The 26476-nt window shown below is 44.0% G+C and carries 14 protein-coding genes; 7 read left to right on the forward strand and 7 right to left on the reverse strand.

What is annotated here, in order from left to right:
- Positions 1–290: 290 nt before the first annotated feature.
- The 3 genes from OKW21_RS31000 to OKW21_RS31010 all read right to left on the reverse strand — a co-directional run bounded on the left by OKW21_RS31000 (position 291) and on the right by OKW21_RS31010 (position 2956).
- On the reverse strand, positions 291–1067 hold the full coding sequence (locus OKW21_RS31000; protein WP_277487381.1) for a S1/P1 nuclease: 777 nt from the start codon (positions 1065–1067) through the stop codon (positions 291–293).
- 180 nt (positions 1068–1247) lie between these two features.
- The gene (locus OKW21_RS31005) at positions 1248–1787 is read right to left on the reverse strand and encodes a hypothetical protein (RefSeq protein WP_277487382.1); all 540 of its coding nucleotides are present in this window, start codon (positions 1785–1787) and stop codon (positions 1248–1250) included.
- 497 nt (positions 1788–2284) lie between these two features.
- A complete protein-coding gene (locus OKW21_RS31010) occupies positions 2285–2956 on the reverse strand; it encodes a class I SAM-dependent methyltransferase (protein ID WP_277487383.1) in 672 nt (223 codons plus the stop codon).
- A gap of 951 nt (positions 2957–3907) precedes the next feature.
- Between OKW21_RS31010 and OKW21_RS31015 the strand changes: the two genes are divergently transcribed.
- The 5 genes from OKW21_RS31015 (at position 3908) to OKW21_RS31035 (ending at position 12952) form a co-directional block, all read left to right on the forward strand.
- Positions 3908–4858 carry an NAD(P)-dependent oxidoreductase gene (locus OKW21_RS31015; protein WP_277487384.1) on the forward strand — a complete coding sequence of 317 codons (951 nt, stop codon included), beginning with the start codon at positions 3908–3910 and terminating at the stop codon, positions 4856–4858.
- A 399-nt stretch (positions 4859–5257) separates the two neighbouring features.
- The gene (locus OKW21_RS31020) at positions 5258–6523 is read left to right on the forward strand and encodes a sugar isomerase (protein ID WP_277487385.1); all 1266 of its coding nucleotides are present in this window, start codon (positions 5258–5260) and stop codon (positions 6521–6523) included.
- Positions 6524–6651: 128 nt separating this feature from the next.
- Positions 6652–8088 carry an FGGY-family carbohydrate kinase gene (locus OKW21_RS31025; protein WP_277487386.1) on the forward strand — a complete coding sequence of 479 codons (1437 nt, stop codon included), beginning with the start codon at positions 6652–6654 and terminating at the stop codon, positions 8086–8088.
- 272 nt (positions 8089–8360) lie between these two features.
- On the forward strand, positions 8361–10484 hold the full coding sequence (locus OKW21_RS31030; protein WP_277487387.1) for a bifunctional aldolase/short-chain dehydrogenase: 2124 nt from the start codon (positions 8361–8363) through the stop codon (positions 10482–10484).
- Positions 10485–10573: 89 nt separating this feature from the next.
- Entirely contained in the window at positions 10574–12952 is a 2379-nt protein-coding gene (locus OKW21_RS31035; RefSeq protein WP_277487388.1) for a family 78 glycoside hydrolase catalytic domain, read from the forward strand.
- Here the strand turns inward: OKW21_RS31035 and OKW21_RS31040 are convergent.
- On the reverse strand, positions 12939–13676 hold the full coding sequence (locus OKW21_RS31040; protein ID WP_277487389.1) for a hypothetical protein: 738 nt from the start codon (positions 13674–13676) through the stop codon (positions 12939–12941). The genes OKW21_RS31035 and OKW21_RS31040 overlap by 14 nt on opposite strands.
- Positions 13677–14217: 541 nt before the next feature.
- On the opposite strand from OKW21_RS31040, the gene OKW21_RS31045 reads away from it, so the two are divergent.
- Positions 14218–18543, forward strand: a complete 4326-nt coding sequence (locus OKW21_RS31045; protein ID WP_277487390.1) for a PAS domain S-box protein — start codon at positions 14218–14220, stop codon at positions 18541–18543.
- Positions 18544–18599: 56 nt separating this feature from the next.
- On the opposite strand, the gene OKW21_RS31050 is transcribed toward OKW21_RS31045, so the two are convergent.
- From OKW21_RS31050 to OKW21_RS31060, 3 genes are read right to left on the reverse strand one after another with little or no spacing between them, the layout of a single operon-like run.
- Positions 18600–20666: a copper amine oxidase gene (locus OKW21_RS31050; protein WP_277487391.1), complete on the reverse strand. Its 2067-nt coding sequence runs from the start codon at positions 20664–20666 to the stop codon at positions 18600–18602.
- Between the two features lie 41 nt (positions 20667–20707).
- On the reverse strand, positions 20708–22165 hold the full coding sequence (locus OKW21_RS31055; RefSeq protein ID WP_277487393.1) for a SusD/RagB family nutrient-binding outer membrane lipoprotein: 1458 nt from the start codon (positions 22163–22165) through the stop codon (positions 20708–20710).
- Between the two features lie 31 nt (positions 22166–22196).
- Positions 22197–25403: a SusC/RagA family TonB-linked outer membrane protein gene (locus OKW21_RS31060; protein WP_277487396.1), complete on the reverse strand. Its 3207-nt coding sequence runs from the start codon at positions 25401–25403 to the stop codon at positions 22197–22199.
- Positions 25404–26079: 676 nt separating this feature from the next.
- Between OKW21_RS31060 and OKW21_RS31065 the strand changes: the two genes are divergently transcribed.
- On the forward strand, positions 26080–26469 hold the full coding sequence (locus tag OKW21_RS31065) for a hypothetical protein (protein ID WP_277487398.1): 390 nt from the start codon (positions 26080–26082) through the stop codon (positions 26467–26469).
- Positions 26470–26476 lie beyond the last annotated feature (7 nt).

The raw sequence follows: 26476 nt of genomic DNA on the forward strand, positions 1-26476 counted from the left end.
CAATCTGGTAAATAATGCTTAAGTAAGCAAAACGGCTTTACTTTCCTTTTCAGTTAGCATTCTCCTTCATTCATAAAGTCAGGGTTTGTCTCTGTTATTCCGTGTACTTATAGCTATTTTGGCTAGCTACAGCCCTTAATACTAGTATTTAAAGGAAGTGAGTCTACTGATAAATAGATTCCTTTAACCGGGAAATTTAGAGAAATACTGAAAATAAGCAAAATTTTTACCTGAAATATACAGTAGTTATAAATACCTGACGACCACCAGCCTTCAGGGGCATAAGGATGCTAACCGTAAATTTCATTAAGGATGCCTGCTAACCTTATGCCTGCTTGTAATAATTGCTCTTCTACAATGGGGTAATTGACATATGAGTATTCGTAACCCAAATGTTTATGCTCAGGCAAGTCATAGACAGTTGGGCGTAAGTCCATCGCCTCATACAGCCACTGTTCAGGGGAGGTTGACTGCCATTGCTTTACCAGTCTTTCAGTTGCTCGGCGATTGAGGTGCTGGGCCAGCTCAGTGTAGCTGAGTTGTCTGCTATTGATCATGTCACTGTCCCACACCCTATGCAGGTTAGAAGGCTCACCCATCCACTCAACTCTGACATCATTCCCTCCTTTGTCCTCACCTGTGCCTACATGTAAAGGTTGGTGGAGGTCTCCCACCAGGTGTACCAGCATTTTGAGGTATTCTTCTTCTGTCTGGGTAGAAATAGTATCGCTTTTCAACCCACTAATGATTTGCCTAACTACTGCATAAGCATCGCCTTCAGGCTCTTGTATGCTTTTATCATATTTTTGTCTGTTGGGTATGGTTACCCAGTGCCAGGTATAGGTATAGTCGTAGGCATCATCAGAACGGATTTCATCCATCCAGGTACTGACCATCGCCAGCGAGTTGGGTCCAAGAATCTGATTGATTTTCTTTGCAGCGCGTTTGTTTAGATGCCATTCAGCGATTTGTCCAATAGTACGATGACCTAACTGGCCCCAGCCGTAGACCGGTAAATATGAGCTTATCAGGAAAGAAGAGAATAAGATAATAAAGCCTCTAAGCATGCTTTTTTTACTGCAAACTTAAAGAATTAATATGACTCATGAGGGAAAGAGAGGTTAAGTTGTTGTTAAAGCGCATTTATGGCTTCAATTGGCTTATCCCTATGCATGTAAAGTAAAAAAGACACATGAGCTAAAGCATGTGCCTGATTTGTAAATGCAAAAGAGTCCACAGGATAATATTTAGCGGGTTTTATTCACCTTGATAGCAGGAGCTACGCCAGTGAAAACTTCAATTTTTGTATCCTTCATCCATACCTTACCGGCCTCATTCAGCAGGATACCGTAAGAAATAATATCACTATCCGGGTCTACTTCTAAGGTGATGGAGTAATCTTTCCAGTCCTGCGTGTTTTTGATGGCGTGGCGAATCATATTTTCGTAGGCATAAATCTCATTGGTTTGTGAATCAGCAACTCTCATCCAAAGCCCCACCCAGCCCTTGATATCTTCTGTTTTGACAGAAGCGGTAAATTTAACCTTTCTACCCTTGAAAGGCTTTGAAGAAATGTTTTTCATAATCGTTCCCCACCCTTTCACACTTTCCTGATTGGAACGTAAATGCAATACTTGCTTTTTCTCAATATTCTGTGTGATAAAGTCATAAGCATAAGCTTTATCGCCGTTTTTATACCAATCCAGTTCACTTTGATCTCCATTGAGAGGAACACCAATGAAACTGGTCATAAGAAAAAATATGGTGATTAATGTAAGTAACTTCATGGCATACATATTTTAGGGTGAACCCTGAGGGTTGTTGATACTGCTTTGTATTTGTCTTATGCAATACGTATTACCGGAAGGAACAGAGAAATTGTTTATTTAGATATTGTAGTATACTTTCAAAAACCTTCAGGTATTATTACAGTAAGCGACTCATAACTACTAAATAATTGGGACCTAGCTTTTTAAGGCATGATGGAATATACAAAAAATTGCCTTTGATGTCTATTATTATGCCTTTTAATAAAGTGTGAGATTTACGATTTAGGTAAGATTATATTACTACAACCAACGATACTCATCCATTTTACTTCTCGTATCCTTGAAGATACAAGCACTTTAAGTACACAACTTAATATTTAAAACGCTTTATTTTCAATTTGGATATCTGATCAGACGCTTTTTTTAGATTTTTTTGAGAAACCCTTTCCACTTATTGTGTATTGTAAATATGCTTTTTTCAAGATAGCAGCATAGTTAGGTGCATACAGCCTTTTTTAAATGTCTTCAATTTTCCATACGGCCATGCTCTTATCATGAAAAGCGCCTTCCATCTCACTACATTGCTCATTGAGTAACTCCAGAGGCAGTGGAAGGTTAAAGGGGGGCAGACAAAAATTAGCGGGACGCCAGCCTCCGGTTATTATGTCTTTATTGTGATCCTCAAGGGGGAAATGGGTCATCATCAGGTAGGTAGAACCGCTTGCTTTTATATTTGTCAATGCTGAGCTCACATCTTGGTGGGAGAAATGTACCAGGCAGTCGCGGCAAAAAATAAGATCAACCTGAGGCAATGGGTCATTGATCAGATCCATGAGTGTAAACTCCCTGTGATTGCACCCATAAAGCCTTTGATTTTTTTGAACGAGTTCAGAGACAATATCAGCCCCTGTATAGTGAATTCCTTCCAGTTTCAGTTCCTGCATCCAGTGGAAATCCCCACAGGGTAAATCCAGCATGCTGTGTACATTGAATTGCCTGAGTAGCCTGGGCAAATCCTTTTTTAGCGCCTGTGTTTGCTCAGTAGTAGAGCCTTCACCTGAAACAGATTCCTGAGTGCTTATATTCCAGGTATTTTGCTCATAGATATCCTGAAACACTTCACGGGCAGACTTGCCATGATAATGCTGCCCATTGGCATAAGGGTATAACTGGTCTCGGTCGGACATAATTATATAAGTGGAAACAACAAAATGGTAGCGGAAGAGCTTTACAAAACTTAAATAATGGTACCTAATTAGTGTTATCAAGTACTCACATAAAAATTAACGTTTTATAAAAAGTGATAATTGATGTACAAGTAAAAAGCCCTCTTCTTACAATATTAGCAAATATCACGATTGATTCCTAAACAGAAAGACCACCCTCGTCAAACAGCTTTTTATCCGGCTATAAATAATGTGTTAATAAAATGCTGAGGTTAAGGATAAATCATCAACTTATCCGAATGCGTTTGCATTTTTTAGGGCTTTGAAAATCTGAAGGCTCTGTTTGACTCCTAAGCAATGCATCAATCTGAATTTAACATAAGCATTACCTATGGGCTTTCGCCAATTTATTGACAAACACCTGCACTATAATTTTTATTTAATAAGGTTGAAGGCAGTCAGGGTACCGCAATGTAAGACAGGTGGAGCTATAAAACCGCAAATTTTCAGCCTGGTCGGCAAAGTCTGCCAGCCTCCATTTTTTCGAAAACTGTATGACGAATAACCGAGGCGGCATTGACCATGGTCAGTCTGTGGATGGTACCAACAATCTTAGAGCAGTAAAACAGATGTGAGAAAATATATGCGCTCAATTTTCAAGGGAAGAAAATTTGATCGTATTTCAGCTTATACGAGTGGTACCGCTGACTCCAACGCAGGTCTATCGGGATATGCTTCAATGATTGAAGCAGCTGATTATCAGTGAACGTATAGAAAAAATCAAGCGCATGAGCGCGGTATGTGAACAGTAGTGCTGCGCGCTACCCTTCATCGAGATTGTACAGCGCGATATGATCCGCTTATCAGGTAAGCACTTGAAATAGTGCTCTTTTTCACTACTGATCTGCATATTTGCCCTTTATCCCCTATATTGAGCTTTCCAAATTTTTAGTAAGCATAACACCCATTTTTATGGCTAAAATTCTCGTTTCGTATCGTCTACCGGAAGCAGGCTTGCAGGTTCTTCGTGAAAAACATGAGCTAATCACTCCCAAAGATCTTAGGTTTAGCCGGGAAGAACTGATGCAGCAAATAGGCGATTGCGATGCCCTGCTAGCTGCCAGTCTGAAGGTAGATCGTGAACTTATTGACAAAGGCAGTAAGCTTGGCATCATCGCCAACTACGGGGCCGGTGTAGATAAGATAGACATAGCATATGCCAAGGAAAAAGGAATAGTAGTGACCAATACGCCAACTGCTGTAACCGAGGCTACTGCTGAACTCGCTTTTGGACTTATACATGCATTGTTGCGAAGAATCAACGAATGTGACCGTCGTTTGCGCAATGACCCTGATTTCCTGTGGGGGATGATGCGACCTCATATAGGCCATAGCCTTTACGGCAAAACCCTGGGCATTGTAGGCTTGGGCAAGATCGGAAGAGCACTGGCACGTAGAGCCCTGGCAGCCCGTATGAAAGTACTCTATCATAATCGCCGCCCCATATTTAATAAATTTGAGCAGGAAAGTGGCGCTACCTACACTTCTCTTGACGAACTTCTGCAAAAGTCAGATATTGTCTCTTTACATACGCCACTTACAGATGCTACCCGGCATTTGATCGGCCCACATCAATTGAGTATCATGAAGGACAGTGCTTTTCTGATCAATACGGCGCGTGGCGCAGTAGTAGATGAGACTGCCCTGATCGGTTACCTCAAAGAAGGCAAGATCGCGGGCGCGGCACTGGATGTTTTTGAACATGAGCCTAAGGTTCCGGAAGAATTGCTGATGATGGAAAATGTAGTGCTTGTGCCTCATATTGGTACAGAAACCATAGAGTCACGTACTGAAATGACCTATGAGGCAGCAGGAAATCTGCTTCATTTTTTTGAAAGAGGCAAGGGGCTGAACTTGGTCTGAAGGCTTACAAGATAAGCCATTTGACCTTGATAGGCGACGAAGGTAGATTATAGTTTTTGCTTTATTTATAAGGCTACCATTTGAAGTAAAGAGAAGTATTAAGGCTCGAAAGAAGTATATTTTCAATACACTTTTGCATTGTCGTGCACCTGATGAGACTGCTTACTTTCTCTGCTTTATACATTAATTCACCAAGTGTTTCTAAGTTTTCCGAAAAAAAATTGCACGAATTAGCATTATCAAAATTTTAAAATTTCAAATAAATTTGTCAATTTAATTACGCTATTTACGCTAAATAAAAGCTTTTTTATGCTTTTTATAAGTCTGTTTCAGGAAAGTGCAGGATGGAGTTTCACCTGTGTTTATCTAAATATCGGGCTTTAAGAATCAAATTTTTGTATGCGCATTCACACACAGACGATCCGGCAATTTAATAAACAGGAGCACGACGCACATCATAAAAAATTGAGTGCCCTGCAAGCGAGTAAAGAAGCCCCTCAGCTATTAGAAAGCATAATCCAGAAGCTTGCCGCTTTGCAAATCGCTATTCCCAGCTGGGCATTAGGTACTGGCGGCACACGCTTTGGCAGATTTGCCGGGGGCGGGGAGCCTCGTAGCCTGGAGGAAAAACTTGAGGATATAGGTTTGCTGCATGCACTAAACGCAAATAGTGGGGCAGTGTCTCTGCATATTCCCTGGGATATTCCCGAAAATTATCAGGCGATTAAAAGCCTGGCGGATGAGCTGAATATCAAGTTTGACGCAGTTAACTCCAATACCTTTCAGGACCAGAAGCAGCAGGAGCATTCATACAAATTTGGTTCCCTGGCGCATAGTGAAATGCAGGTGAGAAAGCAGGCAGTGAAGCACAATATTGAGGTGATTGAACACGGAGAAGCTCTAGGCTCAAAATCCATGACAGTATGGCTGGCTGATGGGAGTAACTTTCCTGGGCAGCAGAATTTCCGCAAAGCTTTTGAGCGCACGCTGGATTCCCTGCAGCAGATTTACGCGGCCCTTCCCGATGACTGGAAGCTATTTGTAGAGTATAAGCCTTATGAGCCCAACTTTTATAGTACGGTCATTCAGGATTGGGGAAGCTCATTGCTACTGGCTTCCAAATTAGGTTCCAAGGCTTATTCACTGGTTGATCTTGGCCACCACCTTCCCAACACCAATATTGAGCAGATTGTGAGCCGTCTGATGATGGAAGGTAAGCTGGGAGGCTTCCATTTTAACGATTCCAAATATGGGGATGATGACCTGACAGTAGGCAGCATCAAACCTTATCAACTATACCTGATTTTCCTGGAACTGGCCGAAGGCATGGAGCAGCATGATTTTGCCTGGATGATAGATGCAAGTCATAATGTAAAAGACCCGCTGGAAGATCTGCTACAGTCAGTAGAAGCCATCCTGATTGCTTATGCGCAGGCGCTGCTGGTAGACAAAGAAGCGCTTGAGCAGGCTCGTGATGCTAATGATGTGGCGCTTTGTCAGGAGATCATCCAGGATGCCTACCGTACAGATGTGCGTCCGTTGCTTGCTGAGGCACGCCTCAGAAAAGATGCGGCATTGTATCCGATAAGGCTCTTCAGAGAACTGAAAGTACGAGCGCAACTTATTGAAAGCAGAGGTAGAGAGACCGTGGCCACTGGCTTGTAAATAGAAGACAACAGAGGGGTGAAGCCATAAGGGGTGGACTACAACCTCCGGTCTTCAGTTTCCAAAATTAACACTACTAAGCTTTGTCCTGAGGGCAAGCGTGCAACAACCTAAAATTATAAAGCCTTATGTCAGAATCTGTAATTGCTGTTTACGACATTGGCAAGACGAATAAGAAGCTTATTCTTTTTGACCGACAGTACCAGATCATCCATGAAGAAAGTCGCAAATTTAAAGAGATTACGGATGATGATGGCTATCCCGCGGAGGATCTGACAAGGGTAAGTCAATGGGTAAAAAAGAGCTTTAAGGACATCAAAAAGCGAGATGATCTGGATATACAGGCTGTTAATGTTTCCGCTTATGGTGCCAGCCTGGTACATCTGGATGATAAAGGCTTCCCTGCTACACATCTCTACAATTACATGAAGCCTTTTCCCGATGATCTGGCAGATCAGTTTTATAGTACGTATGGAGGTCGCGAGGAATTTAGTATGCAGACTGCTTCTCCCGTCCTGGGCATGCTCAACTCCGGATTACAATTGTATTGGCTCAAGTATAAGAAGCCCGACTTATTTGCCAACATTAAGCGCACCCTCCACCTGCCTCAATTTTTTGCTTACCTACTCCATAAGAAGCCATTTTCTGAAATCACCAGCATAGGCTGTCATACCGGATTGTGGGACTTCAGAAATGACCGTAGCCATGATTGGGTGTATGAAGAAAAACTGACCTCACTCTTCCCCCCTATAGTTTCAACCTATAGCTATAAGATGTTGCGCAGCAAGCTAAGGACAATCAAATGCGGGGTGGGAATTCATGATAGCTCAGCAGCATTAGTGCCTTATCTTCAGGGCTTTCGTGATCCTTTCATGCTGATCTCTACCGGCACCTGGAATATAACACTTAACCCATTCAACCAGGACCCGCTAACCAAAGAAGAACTCAAAAAAGATTGTCTGAACTTCATGGATTTTCGAGGTGCACCCGTCAAAGCATCTCGTGCGTTTTTGGGTAAAGAGCATGAGTACCAGCTACAAAGGATCGCTGATCACTTTCAGAAAGACGCGGACTACCACCACCATATCAAGTTGGATAAGGAAACGCTGCTTGGCTTATTAGGAAGTAATCATACTGAGATCAGGAAGTTTTATCCTCAGACGATGCAGGGTACTGGCCCTATGCCTGAATATACCGGACCGGAAAATGACCTTTCTCTCTTCAAAAACTTTGAGGAAGCCTATCACCAACTGATGCTGGATCTTGTGAGCATACAGATAAACTCATTAAAGTTAGCAAAAGGAGAAACACAGCCAGAAAAAATATTTGTGTCGGGCGGCTTCTGTAAGAACCAGCTTTTTCTCCAGCTTTTGGCCAGTTACAATAAAGACATAGCTATTTACGTGGCTGATCTGGCTGGTGCTTCTGCCCTGGGAGCGGCCCTGGTGATGCACCGCCACTGGAACAGAGAGAGTAATCCCGATCATTTGTTTGATAAGTTTAAGTTAATTCCTCCTGTACCATTAGAACAGCTTCATCAATACCAACTGGTAGCAGGTAACTAATATGGGGGCTACGGCTGCCCTGTGCCGAACCATTGAAATTGACCTGAGGGATAGGCTGGAGAAAAGCGAACTGCCCGAAAAAGGCCAGCACGGGGATAACATTTTATACTAAAGTATTGAAGTGTAATTTGAATAATACGCCCTGAACAACGAACTGACAAACTAAGAATGATCATAACAGGTAGGTACAGTATGGTTAACAGTGAGCAGATTCGTACCTTTATTTTATACATAATCTTGAATTAATAACCAGCACTTAACCAAATAAAGTAATGGAAAAGGAAGTAAGCTCTTTCAAACATGTACAGTATCTCTGGGATCATGATAAAGCCCGCGAGCTAAAAGGAGATGAGGTAGCACTCTTGCTCTATCGCTCCAATATGCTGGGGGCAGATCTGCGTATCACCAATTATGGTGGAGGCAACACCAGTTGTAAAACGATAGAAAAAGATCCGCTAAGCGGAGAAGATACCGAAGTAATGTGGATCAAAGGTTCAGGGGGCGATATAGGCTCGCTGAAGCGTAGTGGGCTGGCAGGTTTATATGTGGACAGGCTGCATGCCCTTAAGAACCGCTATCGTGGTTTGGAGTACGAAGATGAGATGGTGGGCTTCTTCTACCACTGCCTCTACGATTTGGATTCAAAAGCACCCAGCATTGATACCCCACTGCATGCTTTTCTTCCCTTTAAGCATATAGACCACCTGCATCCTGATGCCATCATCGCAATTGCGGCAGCCAAAGACGGAAAGAAGATTACCGAAGAGCTGTTTGAAGGCCAGCTGGGCTGGGTAGACTGGCAGCGTCCCGGATTTGACCTGGGTTTACAACTGGAGAAATGCCTGAAAGAGAATCCCGGAATCAAAGGAATTATGTTAGGAAGCCACGGCCTGTTTACCTGGGCTGACGACGCCTATGAGTGCTACATGAACAGTCTAGAGACCATAGAGAAAGCTTCACGTTTTCTGGAAGAAAATTATGGCAAAGAAAGACCCGTATTTGGGGGCGCTAAGGTAGAATCATTACCACCAGAGAAACGCAAGTCGCAGGCAGCGCAGTTGGCTCCTTTGCTCAGAGGCTACTGTTCTACCCACGCGGCCATGATTGGGCACTTCACTGATGACGATAAGGTATTAGAGTACATTAACAGCAATGACCTTAGCAAGCTGGCTCCTATGGGAACCAGTTGTCCCGACCACTTCCTCCGTACCAAGATCAAACCTTTGGTATTGGACTTTCTCCCTGCCGATACGGATCTAAGTGATCAGGTAGCCATGAAGAAGCATATGGATGATGCATTTGAGCAGTATCGTAAAGAGTATGCCGAATACTATGAGCAGTGCAAGCATCCTGACAGCCCTGCTATGCGTGACCCTAATCCCGTCGTTATTCTGTGGCCGGGTGTGGGCATGTTTACATATGCCAAAAACAAGCAGACTGCCCGTGTTGCCAGTGAGTTTTATGTCAATGCAATTAATGTGATGCGCGGCTCTGAGGCCGTTTCGGAGTACACTTCATTGCCTACTCAGGAAGCCTTTAACATTGAATACTGGCAGTTAGAAGAAGATAAGCTAAAGCGTATGCCTCCTGAAAAAGCCCTGTCCCGCAAGATTGCCCTAATTACGGGTAGTGGCGGTGGAATCGGTAAGGCAGTAGCTGATATTTTTATGCAGCATGGAGCCTGCGTAGTGCTCTCCGATATGAATGCTGAGCGCCTGGAAGAAAGTCGTAAAGAGTTTGAAGCCAAATACGGCAAAGATGCAGTTTCTTCAGTACCCATGAATGTTACCAATGCTGAAGACATTGCTAAAGCTTACAATGAGGCAGCTCTTCATTTCGGAGGCGTTGACATACTGATTAACAATGCGGGCTTGTCTATCTCCAAACCTTTAGAAACTACTACTGATCAGGACTGGGATATCCAACATAATGTGATGGTAAAAGGACAGTTCAAAGCCAGTCAGGAAGGCGTCAATATCATGCGTAAACAAGGTATGGGAGGGGATATTATTAACATTGTAAGTAAAAACGCTTTGGTATCCGGGCCAAATAATGTAGCTTACGGCTCTGCTAAGGCAGCTCAGCTGCATATGTCCAGGTTGCTGGCGGCAGAGTTAGGCAAAGATAAAGTGCGTGTGAACGTAGTGAACCCTGATGCGGTGATAGAAGGGAGCAACATCTGGGCCAACGGCTGGGCAGAAGGAAGGGCAAAAGCTTACGGAGTAAGTGTAGATGAATTGCCTGCTTTTTATGCCAAGCGTACTTTGCTGAACGAAACAATTAAACCGGAAGATATTGCTAACGCTGTTTTTGTACTGGTCGGCGGATTGTTGAAGAAAAGCACTGGTAATGTGCTCAATGTAGATGGAGGACTAGCCCAGGCATTCGTTCGCTAGATCACTGCTAAACTACCTAAACCGAAGCCACTGTCAAAAGCAGTGGCTTTCTTATATACTAGCTACCTACTACAACCACCTTTATCTCTATGAAAAAACAACTTTTTGGCTTACTGCTGTTCTTTTCATGTTTTGATGTATCAGCTCAGTCCCCTGACATTAACCCTGAGCTTCTGCGTCATCAGTGGGATGCGTCCTGGATCACTCACCCTACTGCCCCACTCACTACTTATGGCGTTTTCCACTTTCGCAACACTTTTGACCTGCCAAGCCAGCCAGCCTCGTTTGTAGTACATGCTTCAGCCGATAATCGTTACCGTCTTTTTGTGAACGGTCAGCCGGTAGGTTTCGGTCCAGCCCGGGGGGATTTGTTGCACTGGCGTTATGAAACCTATGATATCTCCGAGCATTTGCAAGTGGGTAAAAATGTGATTGCCGCTGTGGTATGGAATTTCGGTGAGGATATGCCCGTAGCACAGCATTCCTACTATACCGGCTTTATCCTACAGGGCAATACTGAGGCAGAGCATGTAGTTAACACAGGTGAGGGAGAATGGAAAGTAGTAGAAAATGAGGCTTATCAGCCGCTCACCCAGCAGGATTTTACAGTACTCGGTTACTATGCCGTAGGCGCTACCGATCATGTAGATGGAGAACAGTACCCCTGGGGATGGGAAGAAACAGCTTATAATGATGATGAATGGCTCAAGCCCAGAAACCTCAAAAGAGGAGCCCCCTACGGATTCCCTTACGGCTACGGAGATGGTGGTTACAACCTGATTCCTCGTAATATTCCGATGATGGAAGAATATGTAGAAAGGTTTAAAGAAATAGAACGTAGCGAAGGTAGCAGCGCCCCGGAGGGATTTATACAAGGAGAAGAAAGCTGGACAATTCCCGCCAATACCAAAGCCCGTCTGCTGCTGGACCAGACTTATCTGGTAGCCGGATATCCCGAGCTCAAACTGAGCGGAGGCGCGGGAAGCCAGATTAAGATCACCTATTCAGAAGCTTTGTATGATGAAAGTCGTCAAAAAGGAAACCGTGACGAAACTGAGGGCAAAAATATTATTGGTTATTACGATATTTTTGAAACGGATGGAGGAGATGACAGAACATTTCGTCCGCTCTGGAACCGTACCTATCGCTATGTACTGCTGGAAGTAGCGACGGAAGGCGATCCGTTAGAAGTACAGGACTTTTATGGTATTTATTCCAATTATCCCTTTGAAGAAAAAGCAATGTTCAGCACGAATGATGAGGTGACAGAAGACATCTGGGAAGTAGGCTGGCGTACCGCTCGCCTCTGTGCTACCGAAACCTATATGGATTGTCCATATTATGAGCAACTGCAGTACATCGGAGATACGCGCATACAGGCATTAATTTCTCTCTATGTCTCAGGCGATGATCGTTTGATGCGCAATTCTCTTATGCAGTTTGATCATTCGCGTGCGCCGGAAGGCATCACGATGAGTCGCTATCCTTCCGGACTGGCACAATACATCCCTCCTTACGCCCTCTTCTGGATTGCCATGGTGCATGATTACCATATGTACAGAGAGGATGAGGCTTTTATCAAAGAAATGCTGCCCGGGGTTGAGTCAGTGCTGACCTGGTTTGAAGATCAGTTGGATAATAGCGGTCTGCTGGGTGGTTTGCTCTGGTGGAACTATGCCGATGCAGTTGAAGGCTTCAGCCGGGGGACACCTCCCGGAGCAGAGGAAGGGAATTCTATTTTGCTCACGCTTCAGTTTATCTATGCAGCAGACTATGCTGTAGAGCTTTTTGAAAGTTATGGTAAGTCCTACCTGGCGGACCATTATCGGGAGCTGTCTGCTCAGATGAAAGAAGCAGTGATGGCGTTGGGCTATGATGATTCCAGAAAACTTATTGCTGAAACCCCCGAAAAAGATGCCTTCAGTCAGCATACTAACATTATGGCTATCCTGACGGATACGGCACCCGAAGAAATGCAGGTAGCCTTATTTGACAAGCTTGTAGCGGATACCAGCCTGGTACAGTGCAATATCTACTATCGCTTTTACCTGACTCGTGCTGCTAATAAAGTAGGTAAGGCAGACTATTTTGTCAATAATATGAGTACCTGGACTGACATGCTGGAACAGGGCCTGACTACTTTTGCCGAGCATGAAGACAATACCCGCTCGGACTGTCATGCCTGGAGTGCCAGCCCCAACTATGAGTTTTTGGCTACTGTGGCCGGTATTATGCCCGGTAGTCCGCACTATGCTTCTGTACAAATTGCCCCGGCTTTAGGTTATCTGGATGAAGTTTCCGGAAGTACGCCCCACCCGCTGGGTATGATAGAGGTAGACTTAGAGCGTAAGGGTGAAAAGGGAATACAGGGAACGGTTGATCTTCCTCAGGGGTTGAGTGGTACTTTTGTATGGAATAATAAAACCGTCAAACTCGGAGGAGGAAAGCAGGAAATTAAGCTTGAGTAACTTTATCGCTGTCTTTTTTTTGCTGCTCACTAATCACCTGAAAGATATAAGGATCATCCATAATTGCTTCCAGGTAACGAGAGGCGCCTATGATTTCTATATGATTTTGATAGATCAGCATTTCAAGCGTGCAGCGGTCAGGCGCAAAGCAGTAGGCATAGAGATACCTTAATGAGTTGTCGAGCTGATACTCCAGATGGTAGTTGGCTTTATAGCTTACTGAGAAAACAGAATCCCTTAATCTGTATTGAACGACATTCAGCAACTTTTTCTTCGGGCCTTTTATGTCAATACAGAGGACATACGTTTGAGAAACATTGGCTCCTAAAGCAAGCAACACCGGAACTACTGAAAGTTGCGCATACACACTAAGGGGGTAAGGCTCAAAAAAAGAGCTTAGAGTGATCAAAAGGAGACAAAAAGTGCTACTGATGATAAAAAGTCTCATAAGCCGGATATAGTAAGAAGGGTTTATACTTTGGTTAACCTTTCTGACCAAAAGCTTTTTGCGTTTTACCTTTTTCCTGAGCTTATACTCAAGCAAAATCTCATAAGCTGCAGTCGCCAGGCCTGCCAGGGTACCAACTAGCAAGGAGTAGAGTAGTACAGGTGAGAAGCCAAATCCCTTTAGGATATTTACCAGTGCAAGGTCAATGAGCAAGATAATGCCTATTGAGAGCAGTACGTTACGAGTGAAGATTTGGAAATAATCAATTCCGGGCATAAGAAATACAGATAAAGTGATGTATTAACAGAGAAGTAGTATTACTTAATTTTTTTGAAAAATTCAATAATAGCAAACGCTCAAAAGCTTAGGATGTTAAAGGGAGATATATACACTTATCGGTAGCTTTGGTGTGAAGGGCTGGTGATGATTCATAGAGGTGGTAAGCGCTTCAAACATCATAAAAAGTAACCGATTAAGATGGTTAATTATTATAGGTTTGGAAGTATATAATGAGGACGTTAGCCAACGAAAATTTAGCGCCAATGCTTGCAAAATATAGTCAATACTAATTATTCAATTATGTGAGAACATAACTAAGTGCAGCATCGGGCAGGTTTCTTAGGAAAATACCAGTTTTGTGCATTTTAAGCAAATAGCTCAAGTAAATGGCTTAAAATGGCTATTATTGTACTTGAGTATAATGCCTTTGCCACTGCGGTACTTTGAAGGGAAAGATGAGTAAAATCACGTTTTACCCGTAAACCAATGGATTTTTCTATATTTTGTAAAAAAATAAAACAACCTTAACCATCTTTTCATGCCAAATTCTTCAGAATTAATAAATACCTGTTTGAATGCTGTTGATTCAGGTATTTGTGTGATAGATCAACATGGAAACATTAAGCTTGCCAATGCTGCATTTGCAGCATTGTGTGAGATAAGCCTTGATAAAATAAGCAATAGTACTTACGAATCTATTCTGCCACAGGAAAAGTCTGGAGCCTTACTAATTGAAGAACTAATCCAGGGTACTCGCAATGAGCTTGAAGAATGCAAGACATGGTGGAATACGCCGGAGCTGTACAAGTTTGTCCGGGGGCATGCGCAGGATACAGTAGGGGATTTTGGAAAAGGGAGAATCATCTTATTAAAAGACATAAGCAAAGAAGTACATCAAAGGCAGCAGTTGCAATACCAATCCATCATTCTCGGCAATGTGCAGGATAGCGTAATAGTGACCGACAGTAGAGGAGTGATTACTTACTGGAATGATGCCGCTACTGAGCTTTTTGGTTATACCCGGCAGGAGATGGTGGGGGGTAATATCAATAAGCTTAATCCCGCATTTAATGTAGATGACTTTATCACGAAAGCGGGTGGGAAAAAAGACTATTACCGCCGTAGGGACTGGCAGTATACCCGGCGAGACGGAAAAGAAGTATGGGCAGATGTTAAGCTCAGCATGTTATATGATGAAAATGGGTCCGATTTTATCGGATTTATAGGGGTGTCCAAAGATATCACCGAAAAGAAAAGGCAAGAGCAGGAGCTGGTACGGCGCAATAAAGAATTGGCCTCTCTAATTGAATCACAAACTAACTTTCTGGCAAGAGTTGACCTTGAAGGACATTATATTTTTGTAAACAAGCACTTTTTAGAAAGCTTCGATTACGATGAAAGTATTATAGGAAAGCATTTTTCTTCGGAAATTCATCCCGACGATATTGAGAAATGCAGAGAAGGGATTCGCAGATGTATGGCCTATCCGGGGGTTGCTGTCCCTATTGAGATACGCAGGCCCAAGGGTGATGGCTCTTATATTACCAACTACTGGGAGTTTACAGGAATTACAAATGAAGAGGGAGAAGTTGTAGAGCTTCAGGGGATAGGGTACGATATTACAGAGCGCAAAAGAACAGAAAATAAAGTTCATTATTTAAAAACTTTTAATGAGCTGTTACTGGAAATTTCTACCGGCCTGGTCAATTTGAAGTATCAGAACCTGGGAGCACATATCATTGAGGCGCTGGGAGATGTTACTGAATTTACCGGCTTTGACAGAGCGATGATGTACTTGTTCAATGAAGATACTTCTGAAAGTGAGTTGCAGTATGAATACTGTGCGGCAGGTATCCCATCATCGCCACCGGAATCCCACAAATACCCCGCTGGTCCCTTTGTGTGGTGGAAAGAAAAGATCATGAACCTAGAGGCTGTAGAAATCTCTAACAAAGAAGGTCTGCCCGCAGAAGCTAAAAACACCAGACGGGAAATGGAGGCCTATGGTGTAAATGCCATGATCAGTGTACCAGTAGCCTATGAGCAGGAAGTGATGGGTTTTTTAGTCTTTCTTTCTATGAAGAAAGATAAATGCTGGGATTACGATGCAGTTACATTACTCAAACTATTAGGGTCAATTCTGGCCAATACACTGTATCGGGCCAGAACAGTCCTGGACCTGGAAGAAAGCCGTAACCGTTACAGGTTATTGGCAGATAATGTGACTGATATGCTCATCAAACATGATCTTGATTTCAACATCACTTTTGCTACACCTTCCAGCAAAGAGATGATAGGATATCTGCCTGAAGAGCTGATTGGTAGTTCATTTGCCGAACTGGTGTATCCTGAAGATCACTATAAGATTATGAATCATGTACAGGAAGCACTGGACGGAAATCTTATTCGCTTTATCACTCGCCTGAAAAAGAAAAGTGGTGCGTATCTCTGGGTAGAGGCTAGTGCCAGAGCTTTTGACAATAATGGAAAAACAGAGCTCGTAGCTGTGATACGAGATATTCATACACAAAAGCTGATTGAGATAGAAAAGACAGAGCTTTTCCGGGAAACGCACACATTAAATGAAGAATTGAGGGCTAGTGAGGAGGAATTGAGGCAAACTTTAGACAAGACCGTAGAACTCAACGAACAGCTAGCCAACAATGAACGGAAATTCAAAGGGCTTATTGAGAAAAGCTTTGATGGCATCGTAGTATATGGTCCAGATTCCAGCATCAAATATATTTCCTCTTCAGCTACCCAGATTATTGGTTATACACAGGAAGAAGCATTGAAAATGAGCGGGAGGGATTTTATCTACCCTGCGGATCTGCCAGCAGCGGATGAAAAAATGAGTAGTCTGATTCAAAAACCAGGAGAGCGTGTATCTTTTGAGGTACGTAGCACCCGCAAAGACGGTAAAGTAATATGGATAGAGACACATATTACAAACTTACTGGGAGACCCTGCAATACAAGGCTTAGTAGCAAACTTTAGAGATATTACTGATAGGAAAAAAGCAGCTATAGAGCTGGAAGAAATCCGTATGTCACTCAATGTAGCGCAGAAAATCGCCAAGATAGGAAGTTGGGAACTGGAGCTGCCTGCAATGAAATCCTATATGTCGGAAGAGTTTTATAATCTTCTTGGTTTACAAAGAGATGAAACTCAAAAATCTGCGCTGAATTTTGTTGAGTTTGTTCACCCAGACGATAAAGAAAGGATACAGACAGCTATTGATTTGATGATGCAGGCGCAGAAAGTCACTGATCTGGAATTTAGGATTATAGACAAAAAAGGACGACTTAAGTACGTAAGAGCACAAAACCGCTTAGTTACTGATGGACATGGAAAGGCTGTCAGAATTTTAGGCACTATTCAGGATATTACCAAAGAAACTGAACTGGAGCGTTTGCTGGAAGAGACCAGCAGACTGGCAAAAGTAGGAGGCTGGGAGGTCAACGTAATTACTAATGAGCTTATTTGGACTGAAGAAACTTATGCGGTGCACGAAGTGCCTTATGGAGAGGAGCTAGAACTAGAAAAAGGTATAGAGTTCTATCATCCTGAGGATCGTCCGGTGGTGGAAGAAGCACTGAAAAAAATGACAAGCACTGGCATAAAGTATGACCTTGAGCTAAGAATTATCACATCCAAAGGTAACCTGAAATGGGTACGTACCACCGGTGGTATTGTAACTCAGGTAAATGGTAAGGTCATCAAAATCAGAGGGTCAATTCAGGATATTACAGAGCGCAAACTAAGAGAAGAAGAAGTAAAGAAGTATTCTGAGCGCCTTAGGCTGGCTGCAGAATCCGCGCAGATTGGTGTATGGGATATGGATATTCAACAAGATATCCTGCGCTGGGATAGACAAACCTGCAAAATATTTGGAGTCAGTGAGAAGCATGTACAAGCTTCACTAGAGAAGCTGCGAACGCTTTTGTACCCTGAAGACAGAGACAGGATTCCTGACATAGAAACCCTCAAATCTATGCAAGGAGATAGTATAAACTTACAGTTCAGAATTATCAAAGCAGACAGCAAAGAGATAAGGCACATTAAGTCTTCAGCTAAGGTGCTTTTTGACAATGAGCAGAATGCGGTGCGTATGATCGGAATTCATTGGGATATTACTGCCCTCAAAGAAAATGAGGAACGTCTGCAAAAGAATAATGAAGAGCTCCGCAAAACTAATACGGAACTGGATTACTTTGTCTACAGTACTTCGCACAACCTGAGGGCTCCCCTCACTTCAGTAATGGGCATAGTAGATGTATTACGTGACGCTCGGTCTGAAGCAGAAAAAGGGCAGTTCATTGACCTGATCAGAAAGAGTATCTACAAGCTGGATGAGACGATACAGGAGATCAATGATTATTCTAAAAACTCAAGAGTAGAAGTACAAAAAGTACCGATAGACTTCAGGCAAATGATCAATACCATTGCAGAAAGTCTCTCTTTTATGGATAATGCCCGTAAGGTGAAGCTAGACCTGAAATATCCAGAGGAACTTGAGTTTTATTCTGACACGGGCCGGCTCAAAATCATATTCAATAATCTGCTCTCTAATGCAATCAAGTATAGCAATCCGGCCGAGGAAGATCCCATTATCTCGGTAAATGTAGAAAGCTTGGAAGAGGGGGTGCTTATTGAGATCAAGGATAATGGGATAGGCATCAAGAAGGAGTATCTGGATAAGATCTTTAATATGTTTTTTCGTGCTACCAATCGGTCCAGTGGCTCAGGCCTGGGACTATACATTGTAAAGGAGGCAGTAGAAAAATTAGGCGGGGATATCAATGTAAAATCAGCCCCGGGTAAAGGGACTGATTTTAAAATACAACTACCAAATTTAAAGTGAAAAGGGGGCCGTACCCCTGCTCAAATGAGCGGTGATACGGCCTTGGAACAACTCCCTCATTCACGCTCTCCGCTGGCAGGAGTTTTCTGCCCGCTTAAGTTTTTGTCAGGAGTAGCCTTTTTGGTAAGGCCATCAGGCATGCTTACCGGAGGTACTCCCAAAGCAGGATTTTGCTCAAAAAAGCCGAAAGGAACCAACTGGAATGACATATACGCCCGGTTCATAATAGGCCAGTCCTCAGAGCGCACGATGTGGGTTTTACCCATCACGTACCACAATACTACATCCGTGTTCTCAATATTTCTGTCCTGTTTTGTCCACTGAGGAAGTCCTTCCCACTTCTGGTTACTGGCAGGGTACATACCGGCAGGGTAAATCTCATCACGCTCATAAGGCGTTACCCAGAAATGGTTGTAAAGCACTTTAGCACGGTTTGAGAGAGAAGACCCTTCATGTGCCAATGGCGTAGTACCGGGAGAAGGCATCAGCACATAGCTAGGCATGCGGCCCAATGAGTCGCGCACACCGGGAGTCATGACTCTCCAGCGTCGGCTGGTGGTTTCATCATTATTTCGTATGGCCTGCTTCTCTGTTTTCAGCATGGTGGGCTTGGCGATGATTACATTACGATAAGGATTTTCAGGACCGGCAGCAGGGCTTACATTATTTACCTCGGCTACTGTATTGTGGGTGCCATCTACATCCATATCCAGGCGGAACACATGCCAGTGCTGGTGATTGTTAGCTTCCACATGTGGATAGACGGTTACTCCTGGATAGCTACCATCAATCATCTCTTCTTTATGAGTAGGCATATCGTCCGGACGCTCCACACTGCGGATGTGTACAATGCCCTGTAGCTCGTTATCTACCTGAATCACACCATTCTCTTTAAAGATCCACTTAAACCCATAATCGTAATTACCGGCAGTGATATAGTATTTGATTGACAGGTCAGTAGCTCGGCGGGCATGCTTTTCATGTCTCCAGAGCGGACCTCCATATTCTTCGTAAATGGCTACCGCACTATCAATTTTTACAGGCTCACCATGATGTCCGTGTACGGTGGCATCGAGGTAAGTAGCGTTCTCAGGAGCATCGGAACCGGCGGTAAGCGGCCTGTTTTTGCTCTGGAAAAACCTGAACTCTCCTTGGTCAAAGTAGTTGTTGGTAGCATTAAGCAGGTCAGGTGATCCGTAGTTTACTACCATTTCCACAGCTGAGCCACGGTACATGATTTTGCGCCACTCTTTTTTGTAAGGGTCAAAAAACTGCACATCGTAAATTACCAGTCCTTCACGGTTATGGATGCCATAGCGAAGCTTCCAGTGAGGCGTGATGACCTGATTCCCCTGCAGCTCATAATTCACACCATCAGGTTGGCTGATCATCACCTGCTTCATAGGAGCGAGAGTAGGCTCCAGCTCATCGCCGTCAAAGTAGCCGGGGTCAGTAGGCTCATTCCAGCCTTTGCCTTCGTCAACGATCTTAAGCACTTTTTGGTCAGTAAGATCTACAAAAGCATAAAGTCCTCCCACCGGCACACGGCGGTATTTTTTGTTCTTGTAATATGGGCTGACAATTACTTCCCGATGTCCTTCGGGAGCGATACCCATATCGGCGGCAAAGTTACCATGCGCTTCAATAGAATCTACATTGATCCCTCTTTTCTCCAGAGCGGCCAGCCAGCTTTTGTCTTCAGCCAATATGTCGCTGGCAATAGAGTCTCTTTTAAAATGCCCAACCGGCTGCTTGTTTTCTACCGTCTCATAAGAAGTGATCTTTTTGTCATTCAGATTAATGATCGCTTCGGTGAGGGTATTGGTAGAATAATGGTAAAGAGCAGCAAAAGCTTCACGCACAATCGGCGAGCCGGGTTCCCAGGCTTTTACTTCAGCTTTTTCAGGCTCACGCAGATAAACCATGCTAAAGTAATGGCTGCTGTCATGCTGAATTTTCTTTTCTTTCAGCAGAATCTGTTTTACGAGCTTAAGTTCATTGGAATCCAGTGGATCCAGGGGGTGTTTGTATTCCATGCTGCTTTGTTGTGCCATGAGTTGTTGACTCATGCCCAGCAGGCTGCATAGCGTAATCAGGCAAGTTGTCCAAAGTATCTTTTTCATAAAATTAGATAGATTAAGTGAATGAGTGATAGATTAAAATTTTATTTGTCCCACCATACACGGGTGCTCATAAGGTCAGGGCCCTGTCGTGCGATGGCTTCATCGTAATTTTTTTTATTCAGGCTGATTTCTGAGAGCGGATAACCTCTTCGGCGGGGAATGTCTCTTCCTGCGGCAGCATCAGGAGCAGGCAGCAGTTGAGGGTAGTCCAGTCTTCTCCATTCTGACCAGGCCTCCATACCCTGCATGTAAAGAGCAAACCACTTTTGGTTACCGATAGATGCTTTGTAATTGCTGGCATCAAAAGCGACCTCATCCTGTGCCAGGTAGGCTGCAAGATCAGCATCTCCTACGTTCCACTGCTCAAAAGAGGCGGCAATGGCCTGCTCATATAACTGCTCGGCATCTTCACCAGTCCATCCCCGTGCCGCGGCTTCGGCTCTCAGAAAGAGCACTTCTGAATAAGTTTGCAGCGTAGCAGGGTAATCAGTGGAAGTAATCGCATCAGCAGGCAGCGATACTTCTTCATTTTTGATACTACCGGCAATGGCAGCATTGACACCATAAGGCATGCCCACATACTCACCCAAAGCGTCGGCTTCTTCCGCAAAGGCAGGGAGGCGAGGGTCATTCAGCTCCATTAGTTTGTCAATCATGGTATTGGAAACCGCCAGCGTAATGGTCTCCAGATGAAATTCAGTATACCAGGGGTTGACAAAAGGGACCTGCTCATTATAGGTGAAAGTAGCGTTTTGCGCATTGCTGGTAAATACACCCTTTTGTAAAGCATCAGCTACTACTGCCTGTCCAAGTTCAGGTTTGGCTTCTGAAAGGCGCATGCCCAGTCGCAGCCGTAAAGATTGGGCAAACAATTTCCACAGGGCCATATCTCCATCGTAGATGAGGTCTCCTTCAATACCTCCCGCTCCCTCGTCTATCTGTGCATATGCTTCGTCCAGCTCCTGAATAATACCTTCATAGATTTGCTCCTGTGGATCATAGATGGGCGTGACATTTTCAGAGCCCAGCAAGGTTTGGCTGTACGGAATATCGCCCCAGATATCGGTCAGGTTATGAAAGGTATAAGCCTTAAGAATACGGCTTACCGCTATCTGGTTCTGGTTAGGGCCGGAGAAAGCCGCCTGAACAGCAGTCTCAGGATTAGAGTTTTGCTCAATTACCTCTTGTAAATCCCTTAAGCTTTTATAGTATACAGGCGTAAAATCTCCTTCAATCGTAACATAACGGTCTTCGGAAGTATAGAGGGTAGAAGTCCAGTGCTGCATATAGCGCATGCCGGTAAGGTTCCACTTAAACGACTCATTGTACAGGCCGAAGAGTTCCTCTATGAGCTTGGTCTGCGCCCCGGCAAGGATGTAGGAAGTAGGTACCTCCGTAGGATTATTGGGGTCCTCATTCATTTCCTCAAAGCCATCGTCACAGGCAGGCATAGTGGCTACCAAAGCAAAGATTAGTATAAATATAGGTAACTTTTTCATGATGTTCTTTTTTATAGCAATAGCGCAGTGACTATAATTTAATGTTAATGTTGAATCCGACAGAGCGCGTACTGGGGAGCTGAGAGTTTTCCAGTCCCTGCACATTACCTGAGCCTAAAGTAGTTTCGGGATCAACATGGGGAACTTTAGAGTAGAGCAAAGCCAGGTTTCTGCCTACCAGACTGAAAGACACACCGCTTATCGGCATATTTTCAAGCATCCGCTGGGGAAGCGCCCAGCCAAATCTCAGTTCGCGCAGCTTTATGAAGCTGGCATCAAAAACGCTGTATTCATCTATGCCGGTGATGTCTTTGAAGTAGTCCACCGCCTCTACGTATTGCTGATTCTGCTCTCCGCTTTCCAGTATACCTTCAGCTCTTACGCCTCCCCCTTCATCTACCGGGCTACGCATAGGATTGCCAAGATCATTTAGGCCTACAGTCTCTTCAAGTAATCCGGCATATACTCCCACTGAGCGGGTACCGACAAAGAGGTCTCCGCCTTTTTGGAAGTCCACCAGTCCGCTAAGCATAAAGCCTTTGTAAGAGAAAGTACTGTTGACACCTCCGGTATAGTCGGCCATGACGTTGCCCAGGACTTTACCAAACTCACGGATATAGTAGCCCTCGTTGTCTACCAGTCTTTCTCCGTCTTCATTGGTGGCAAAACCATCGCCTACAATAGTACCGTAAGGCTCTCCGATACGGGCATTAATGGTAACCCTTTGGTCGGCCAGTTGATAGTTGTCCTGTCCATCTGCCAGGCTAACTACTTGGTTATTATTTTTGGCAAGGTTGAAGATCATTTCCCATACGAAGCCACTGCTGGTTTCAATGGGTACAGCGGTTAGCATAAGTTCAATGCCATTATTCGTCATCTCTCCGGCATTTACGATGTTAAACTGGCTCCCTGAAGTGCCGGAAACCGGAAGTTGGATGATCTGGTTGGTCGCTATACTACTGTAGTAAGTTGCGTCCAGGCCGATACGCCCGTTCAGGAATTGCATATCCAGACCAAATTCATAAGAGGTCGTAGTTTCAGGCTTGAGGTTGGCATTGTTAAGAATATCAGGAACAGTAAAAAGCGGAATGGTGCCGAAAGATCCGAAAGGCTCATAAATCTGGTACAACCGGTAAGGGTCAGTATCGTTACCTACCCTGGCCCAGCCTGCGCGAAGTTTTCCAAAAGAAATGAGGCCTTTGTTAGAGATAAACTCAGAAAATACAAAGCTACCGGCGAATGAAGGGTAGAGGTACGAATTGTTATCTACTGGAAGCGTAGAGGACCAGTCATTTCTCAAGGAAGCATCCAGATACACAAAATCCCTGAAGCCCAGATTAACACTACCATAGATACTGTTTACTTCCCGCTCCTGCGACATATCGGTAATGGTAGGGCGGTCTTTGGAGGCTTCCAGCGTATAGAAATAGGGAACACTTAATCCTCCGTTGGTCTTGCCATAGTTGCGGTACAGCGTCTGAATACGTCGGTTGGCCCCCAGGTTGGCTGCCAGAGACATGTTATCATTCAGGAAACGACGGTCATACTGGGCCAGTAATTCAAAATTGTTTTCACTGACCTTTCTCACATCTTCAGCATAAGAACTGATATTGACATGGCCTATTGGCGTCCATGCCTCACGGCGGTCGTCGTAGAAATCGGTACGGGCCCAGCCGGTAAGTTTGAGGTGGTCATTGAACTGGTAGGCGAGAGAGATGTTACCATATACACGCTCACGCATATCCTGGTTAGAAGCTTCCTGTAATTCCCAATAGGGGTTGTTCCAGTAAAAAGGCGTCAGGTTTTCAGGTCCGGAAAGATTCCACAGTCTTTGCAGCCCTTCCGGTGTGGTGGTTTGCTTGAGCCTGTCCATGTCAAGCTGGCGCTGAAACCAGGTGTTGAAGGAAGATTGTACACTCTGCGCACCGTCTCCGATATAATCACCGGTAACGGGTCTGCCATTTACTTTAGACTTCATGTAATTGAAGCGCACGCTGGTAGTAAGCTTATCAGTGATACTGGCATCAGCATTTACGCTAATGGTGTTGCGCTTCAGTTCACTATAGGGAAAAACTCCTTTCTGATCCAGATTGGTATATGATATACGCACGCTGGCGTTGTCACTACCCGCAGTAAGCGCTACATTATTGGATAAGTTTACACCGGTTTCGTAAAAGTTTTTGATATTATCAGGCTGGGCTACCCAGGGGCGTAACTCCCCGTATTCAGGAGAGTTAGGGTAAAAACTGTCCCAATGCCTTACCATTTGTCCATCCAGGATAGGTCCCCAACTCTCGTCAGCCTGAGTTGCTACCATGGGCTCACCATTATACATATCAAATACCTGCTTGTATCCCCCACCATATTCATTCTGATAGTCGGGCAGGATATACACTTCGCTGAAAGTAGTGTTGGAATTAATGCTCACCCCAATGCCATTGGTCCCCTTGCCGCTTTTGGTAGTGATCAGGATTACGCCATTGGCAGCCCGGGAGCCATACAGCGCTGCTGCGCTGGGACCTTTGAGTACAGATATGGATTTGATGTCGTCGGGGTTGAGGTCCTGAGCGGCATTTCCATAATCTATACCACCATTAGCCGCCTGAGTGTCTTCTGAGTTGAAGTTAGAATTGTCAATGGGTGTTCCATCCACAACAAAGAGAGGCTGGTTATTCCCGGAAACAGAACTGGCACCCCGGATCAGGATGCGGGAAGAGCCTCCAATATTTCCGGCAGAACCAGCAATTTGTACACCAGCGACTTTACCCTGTAGTGAGTTGACAATATTGGTTTCACGAGCTTCCTCCAGCCCCTGGGTATTGATTTCCTGTACTGAATAGCCCAGTGAACGTTCTTCGCGTTGGATACCCAAAGCGGTAACCACTACTTCTGAAAGCTGTTGTGCGTCAGTAATTAACTCAACATTAACAGTAGATTGGTTGCCGATCGCTACTTCTTTACTAAGGTATCCGATGAAAGAAAAGACAAGTGTGCTGGCTTCTTCGCTTACACTAAGTGAGTATTTTCCATCTATATCAGTAACAGTACCGGTAGAGGTCCCTTTTACGATGACATTTACACCAGGCAGAGGGTCTCCTCCTTCGCCGCTTACCTGGCCGCTGATATTGGATTGTGCAAATAAGTGATTTTGTAAGATTAGCAAGCTGAACAACAGAAGCCACCGGCTGCTGCCACAGTGGCCACTGCTAAAGAATAGGTAGTAGAGTTTTTTTTTCATTACATTAGCATTTAAGTTGACTTGAAACAATACTCCCCTGTCATCTATGAGAATAGATGTGTTGACGCATGTGCAGGGAAAAGCTCAACTGAAGCCAGAGACGGTACCAGCGTTTCTGGCTTTTATTTTTTTTGACCTGGGTTAATGATTATTTGAGCGTTGCAAAGCTTATATTCTGTAAAAACACGACATATATGGAGCTAAGTGGCTTTGCCTGAAAGATGATGTAATACCAGAACTTAGGTATTATTACCTGAAACTCTGTTTTGCAATATTAGGTTATAAGGCTTATTAATCAAATAAAATTTTGAATTTGATTTTAAATACAGTAAAAAAATCTAATATGTATATAAATTTAACAATTTTATTTTGATATATGTAAAAAGTGCTGATACTTTATCGTTTGGATTGCTAATCTTTTATGTCCCTTATACTGGTATTTCTGTATGTAAATTGCTCTTCTTCGGAATTTGCAGTAAATTCATTTTGCCCTGCTATCTATTTTTAACCCGATTGTGTTAATCCTGCAAATCATCATTAAGTATAGTTTGTATGTAGCGCTATGATAATGAAACTGGTCTCTACAGAGATATAATACGCAAAAAAGGGGTAACGCTATGGATAAGCTCAATGCGTGCAAAAAAGGCTTTTCCGCTTTCCCAACAAATTTTCAAAGATGAGAAGAAAACGTTTCCCCCTAAGCCTGCTGCTGGCCATCATGAGTATGGTCTTGATATTGGCACTTTTTCTGATTTTTATGCCAGTTGTTCCTGCGACCCAGGATAATACGGTAAAAATTTCCGCTAAAGTACAGGCAATTGAAGAAGGAGGTAGGCTGGATGTCATCATCAGGCTGGCTGAGGATAATCATTATTATTATATCAACCGGGGGCTGGAGCAGGGACTTAAGCTTGAAAAGCTACAAAAAGGCCTGGAAGGTGAGCAAATTACTTTGCGATATATAAAACACTGGTCTTTGCTGAACCCTTCCGGCAGGGTGAGGCCGGTGGCTCAACTAAGCTTCAAAGAAACTAAACTCTTTGATATCGTAAGTAATGCCAAATGACAGGAGA

The organism is Catalinimonas alkaloidigena, from assembly GCF_029504655.1.
In the GTDB taxonomy this organism is placed as follows: domain Bacteria; phylum Bacteroidota; class Bacteroidia; order Cytophagales; family Cyclobacteriaceae; genus Catalinimonas; species Catalinimonas alkaloidigena.

Bases quoted from the DNA above. Each gene is read 5' to 3' on its own strand.
- OKW21_RS31045 (WP_277487390.1), top strand. From the start codon at position 14,218: ATGCCAAATTCTTCAGAATTAATAAATACCTGTTTGAATGCTGTTGAT.
- OKW21_RS31015 (WP_277487384.1), top strand. From the start codon at position 3,908: ATGGCTAAAATTCTCGTTTCGTATCGTCTACCGGAAGCAGGCTTGCAG.
- OKW21_RS31055 (WP_277487393.1), bottom strand. From the start codon at position 22,165: ATGAAAAAGTTACCTATATTTATACTAATCTTTGCTTTGGTAGCCACT.
- OKW21_RS31050 (WP_277487391.1), bottom strand. From the start codon at position 20,666: ATGAAAAAGATACTTTGGACAACTTGCCTGATTACGCTATGCAGCCTG.
- OKW21_RS31025 (WP_277487386.1), top strand. From the start codon at position 6,652: ATGTCAGAATCTGTAATTGCTGTTTACGACATTGGCAAGACGAATAAG.
- OKW21_RS31005 (WP_277487382.1), bottom strand. From the start codon at position 1,787: ATGAAGTTACTTACATTAATCACCATATTTTTTCTTATGACCAGTTTC.
- OKW21_RS31060 (WP_277487396.1), bottom strand. From the start codon at position 25,403: ATGAAAAAAAAACTCTACTACCTATTCTTTAGCAGTGGCCACTGTGGC.
- OKW21_RS31035 (WP_277487388.1), top strand. From the start codon at position 10,574: ATGAAAAAACAACTTTTTGGCTTACTGCTGTTCTTTTCATGTTTTGAT.
- OKW21_RS31010 (WP_277487383.1), bottom strand. From the start codon at position 2,956: ATGTCCGACCGAGACCAGTTATACCCTTATGCCAATGGGCAGCATTAT.
- OKW21_RS31065 (WP_277487398.1), top strand. From the start codon at position 26,080: ATGAGAAGAAAACGTTTCCCCCTAAGCCTGCTGCTGGCCATCATGAGT.
- OKW21_RS31030 (WP_277487387.1), top strand. From the start codon at position 8,361: ATGGAAAAGGAAGTAAGCTCTTTCAAACATGTACAGTATCTCTGGGAT.
- OKW21_RS31020 (WP_277487385.1), top strand. From the start codon at position 5,258: ATGCGCATTCACACACAGACGATCCGGCAATTTAATAAACAGGAGCAC.
- OKW21_RS31000 (WP_277487381.1), bottom strand. From the start codon at position 1,067: ATGCTTAGAGGCTTTATTATCTTATTCTCTTCTTTCCTGATAAGCTCA.
- OKW21_RS31040 (WP_277487389.1), bottom strand. From the start codon at position 13,676: ATGCCCGGAATTGATTATTTCCAAATCTTCACTCGTAACGTACTGCTC.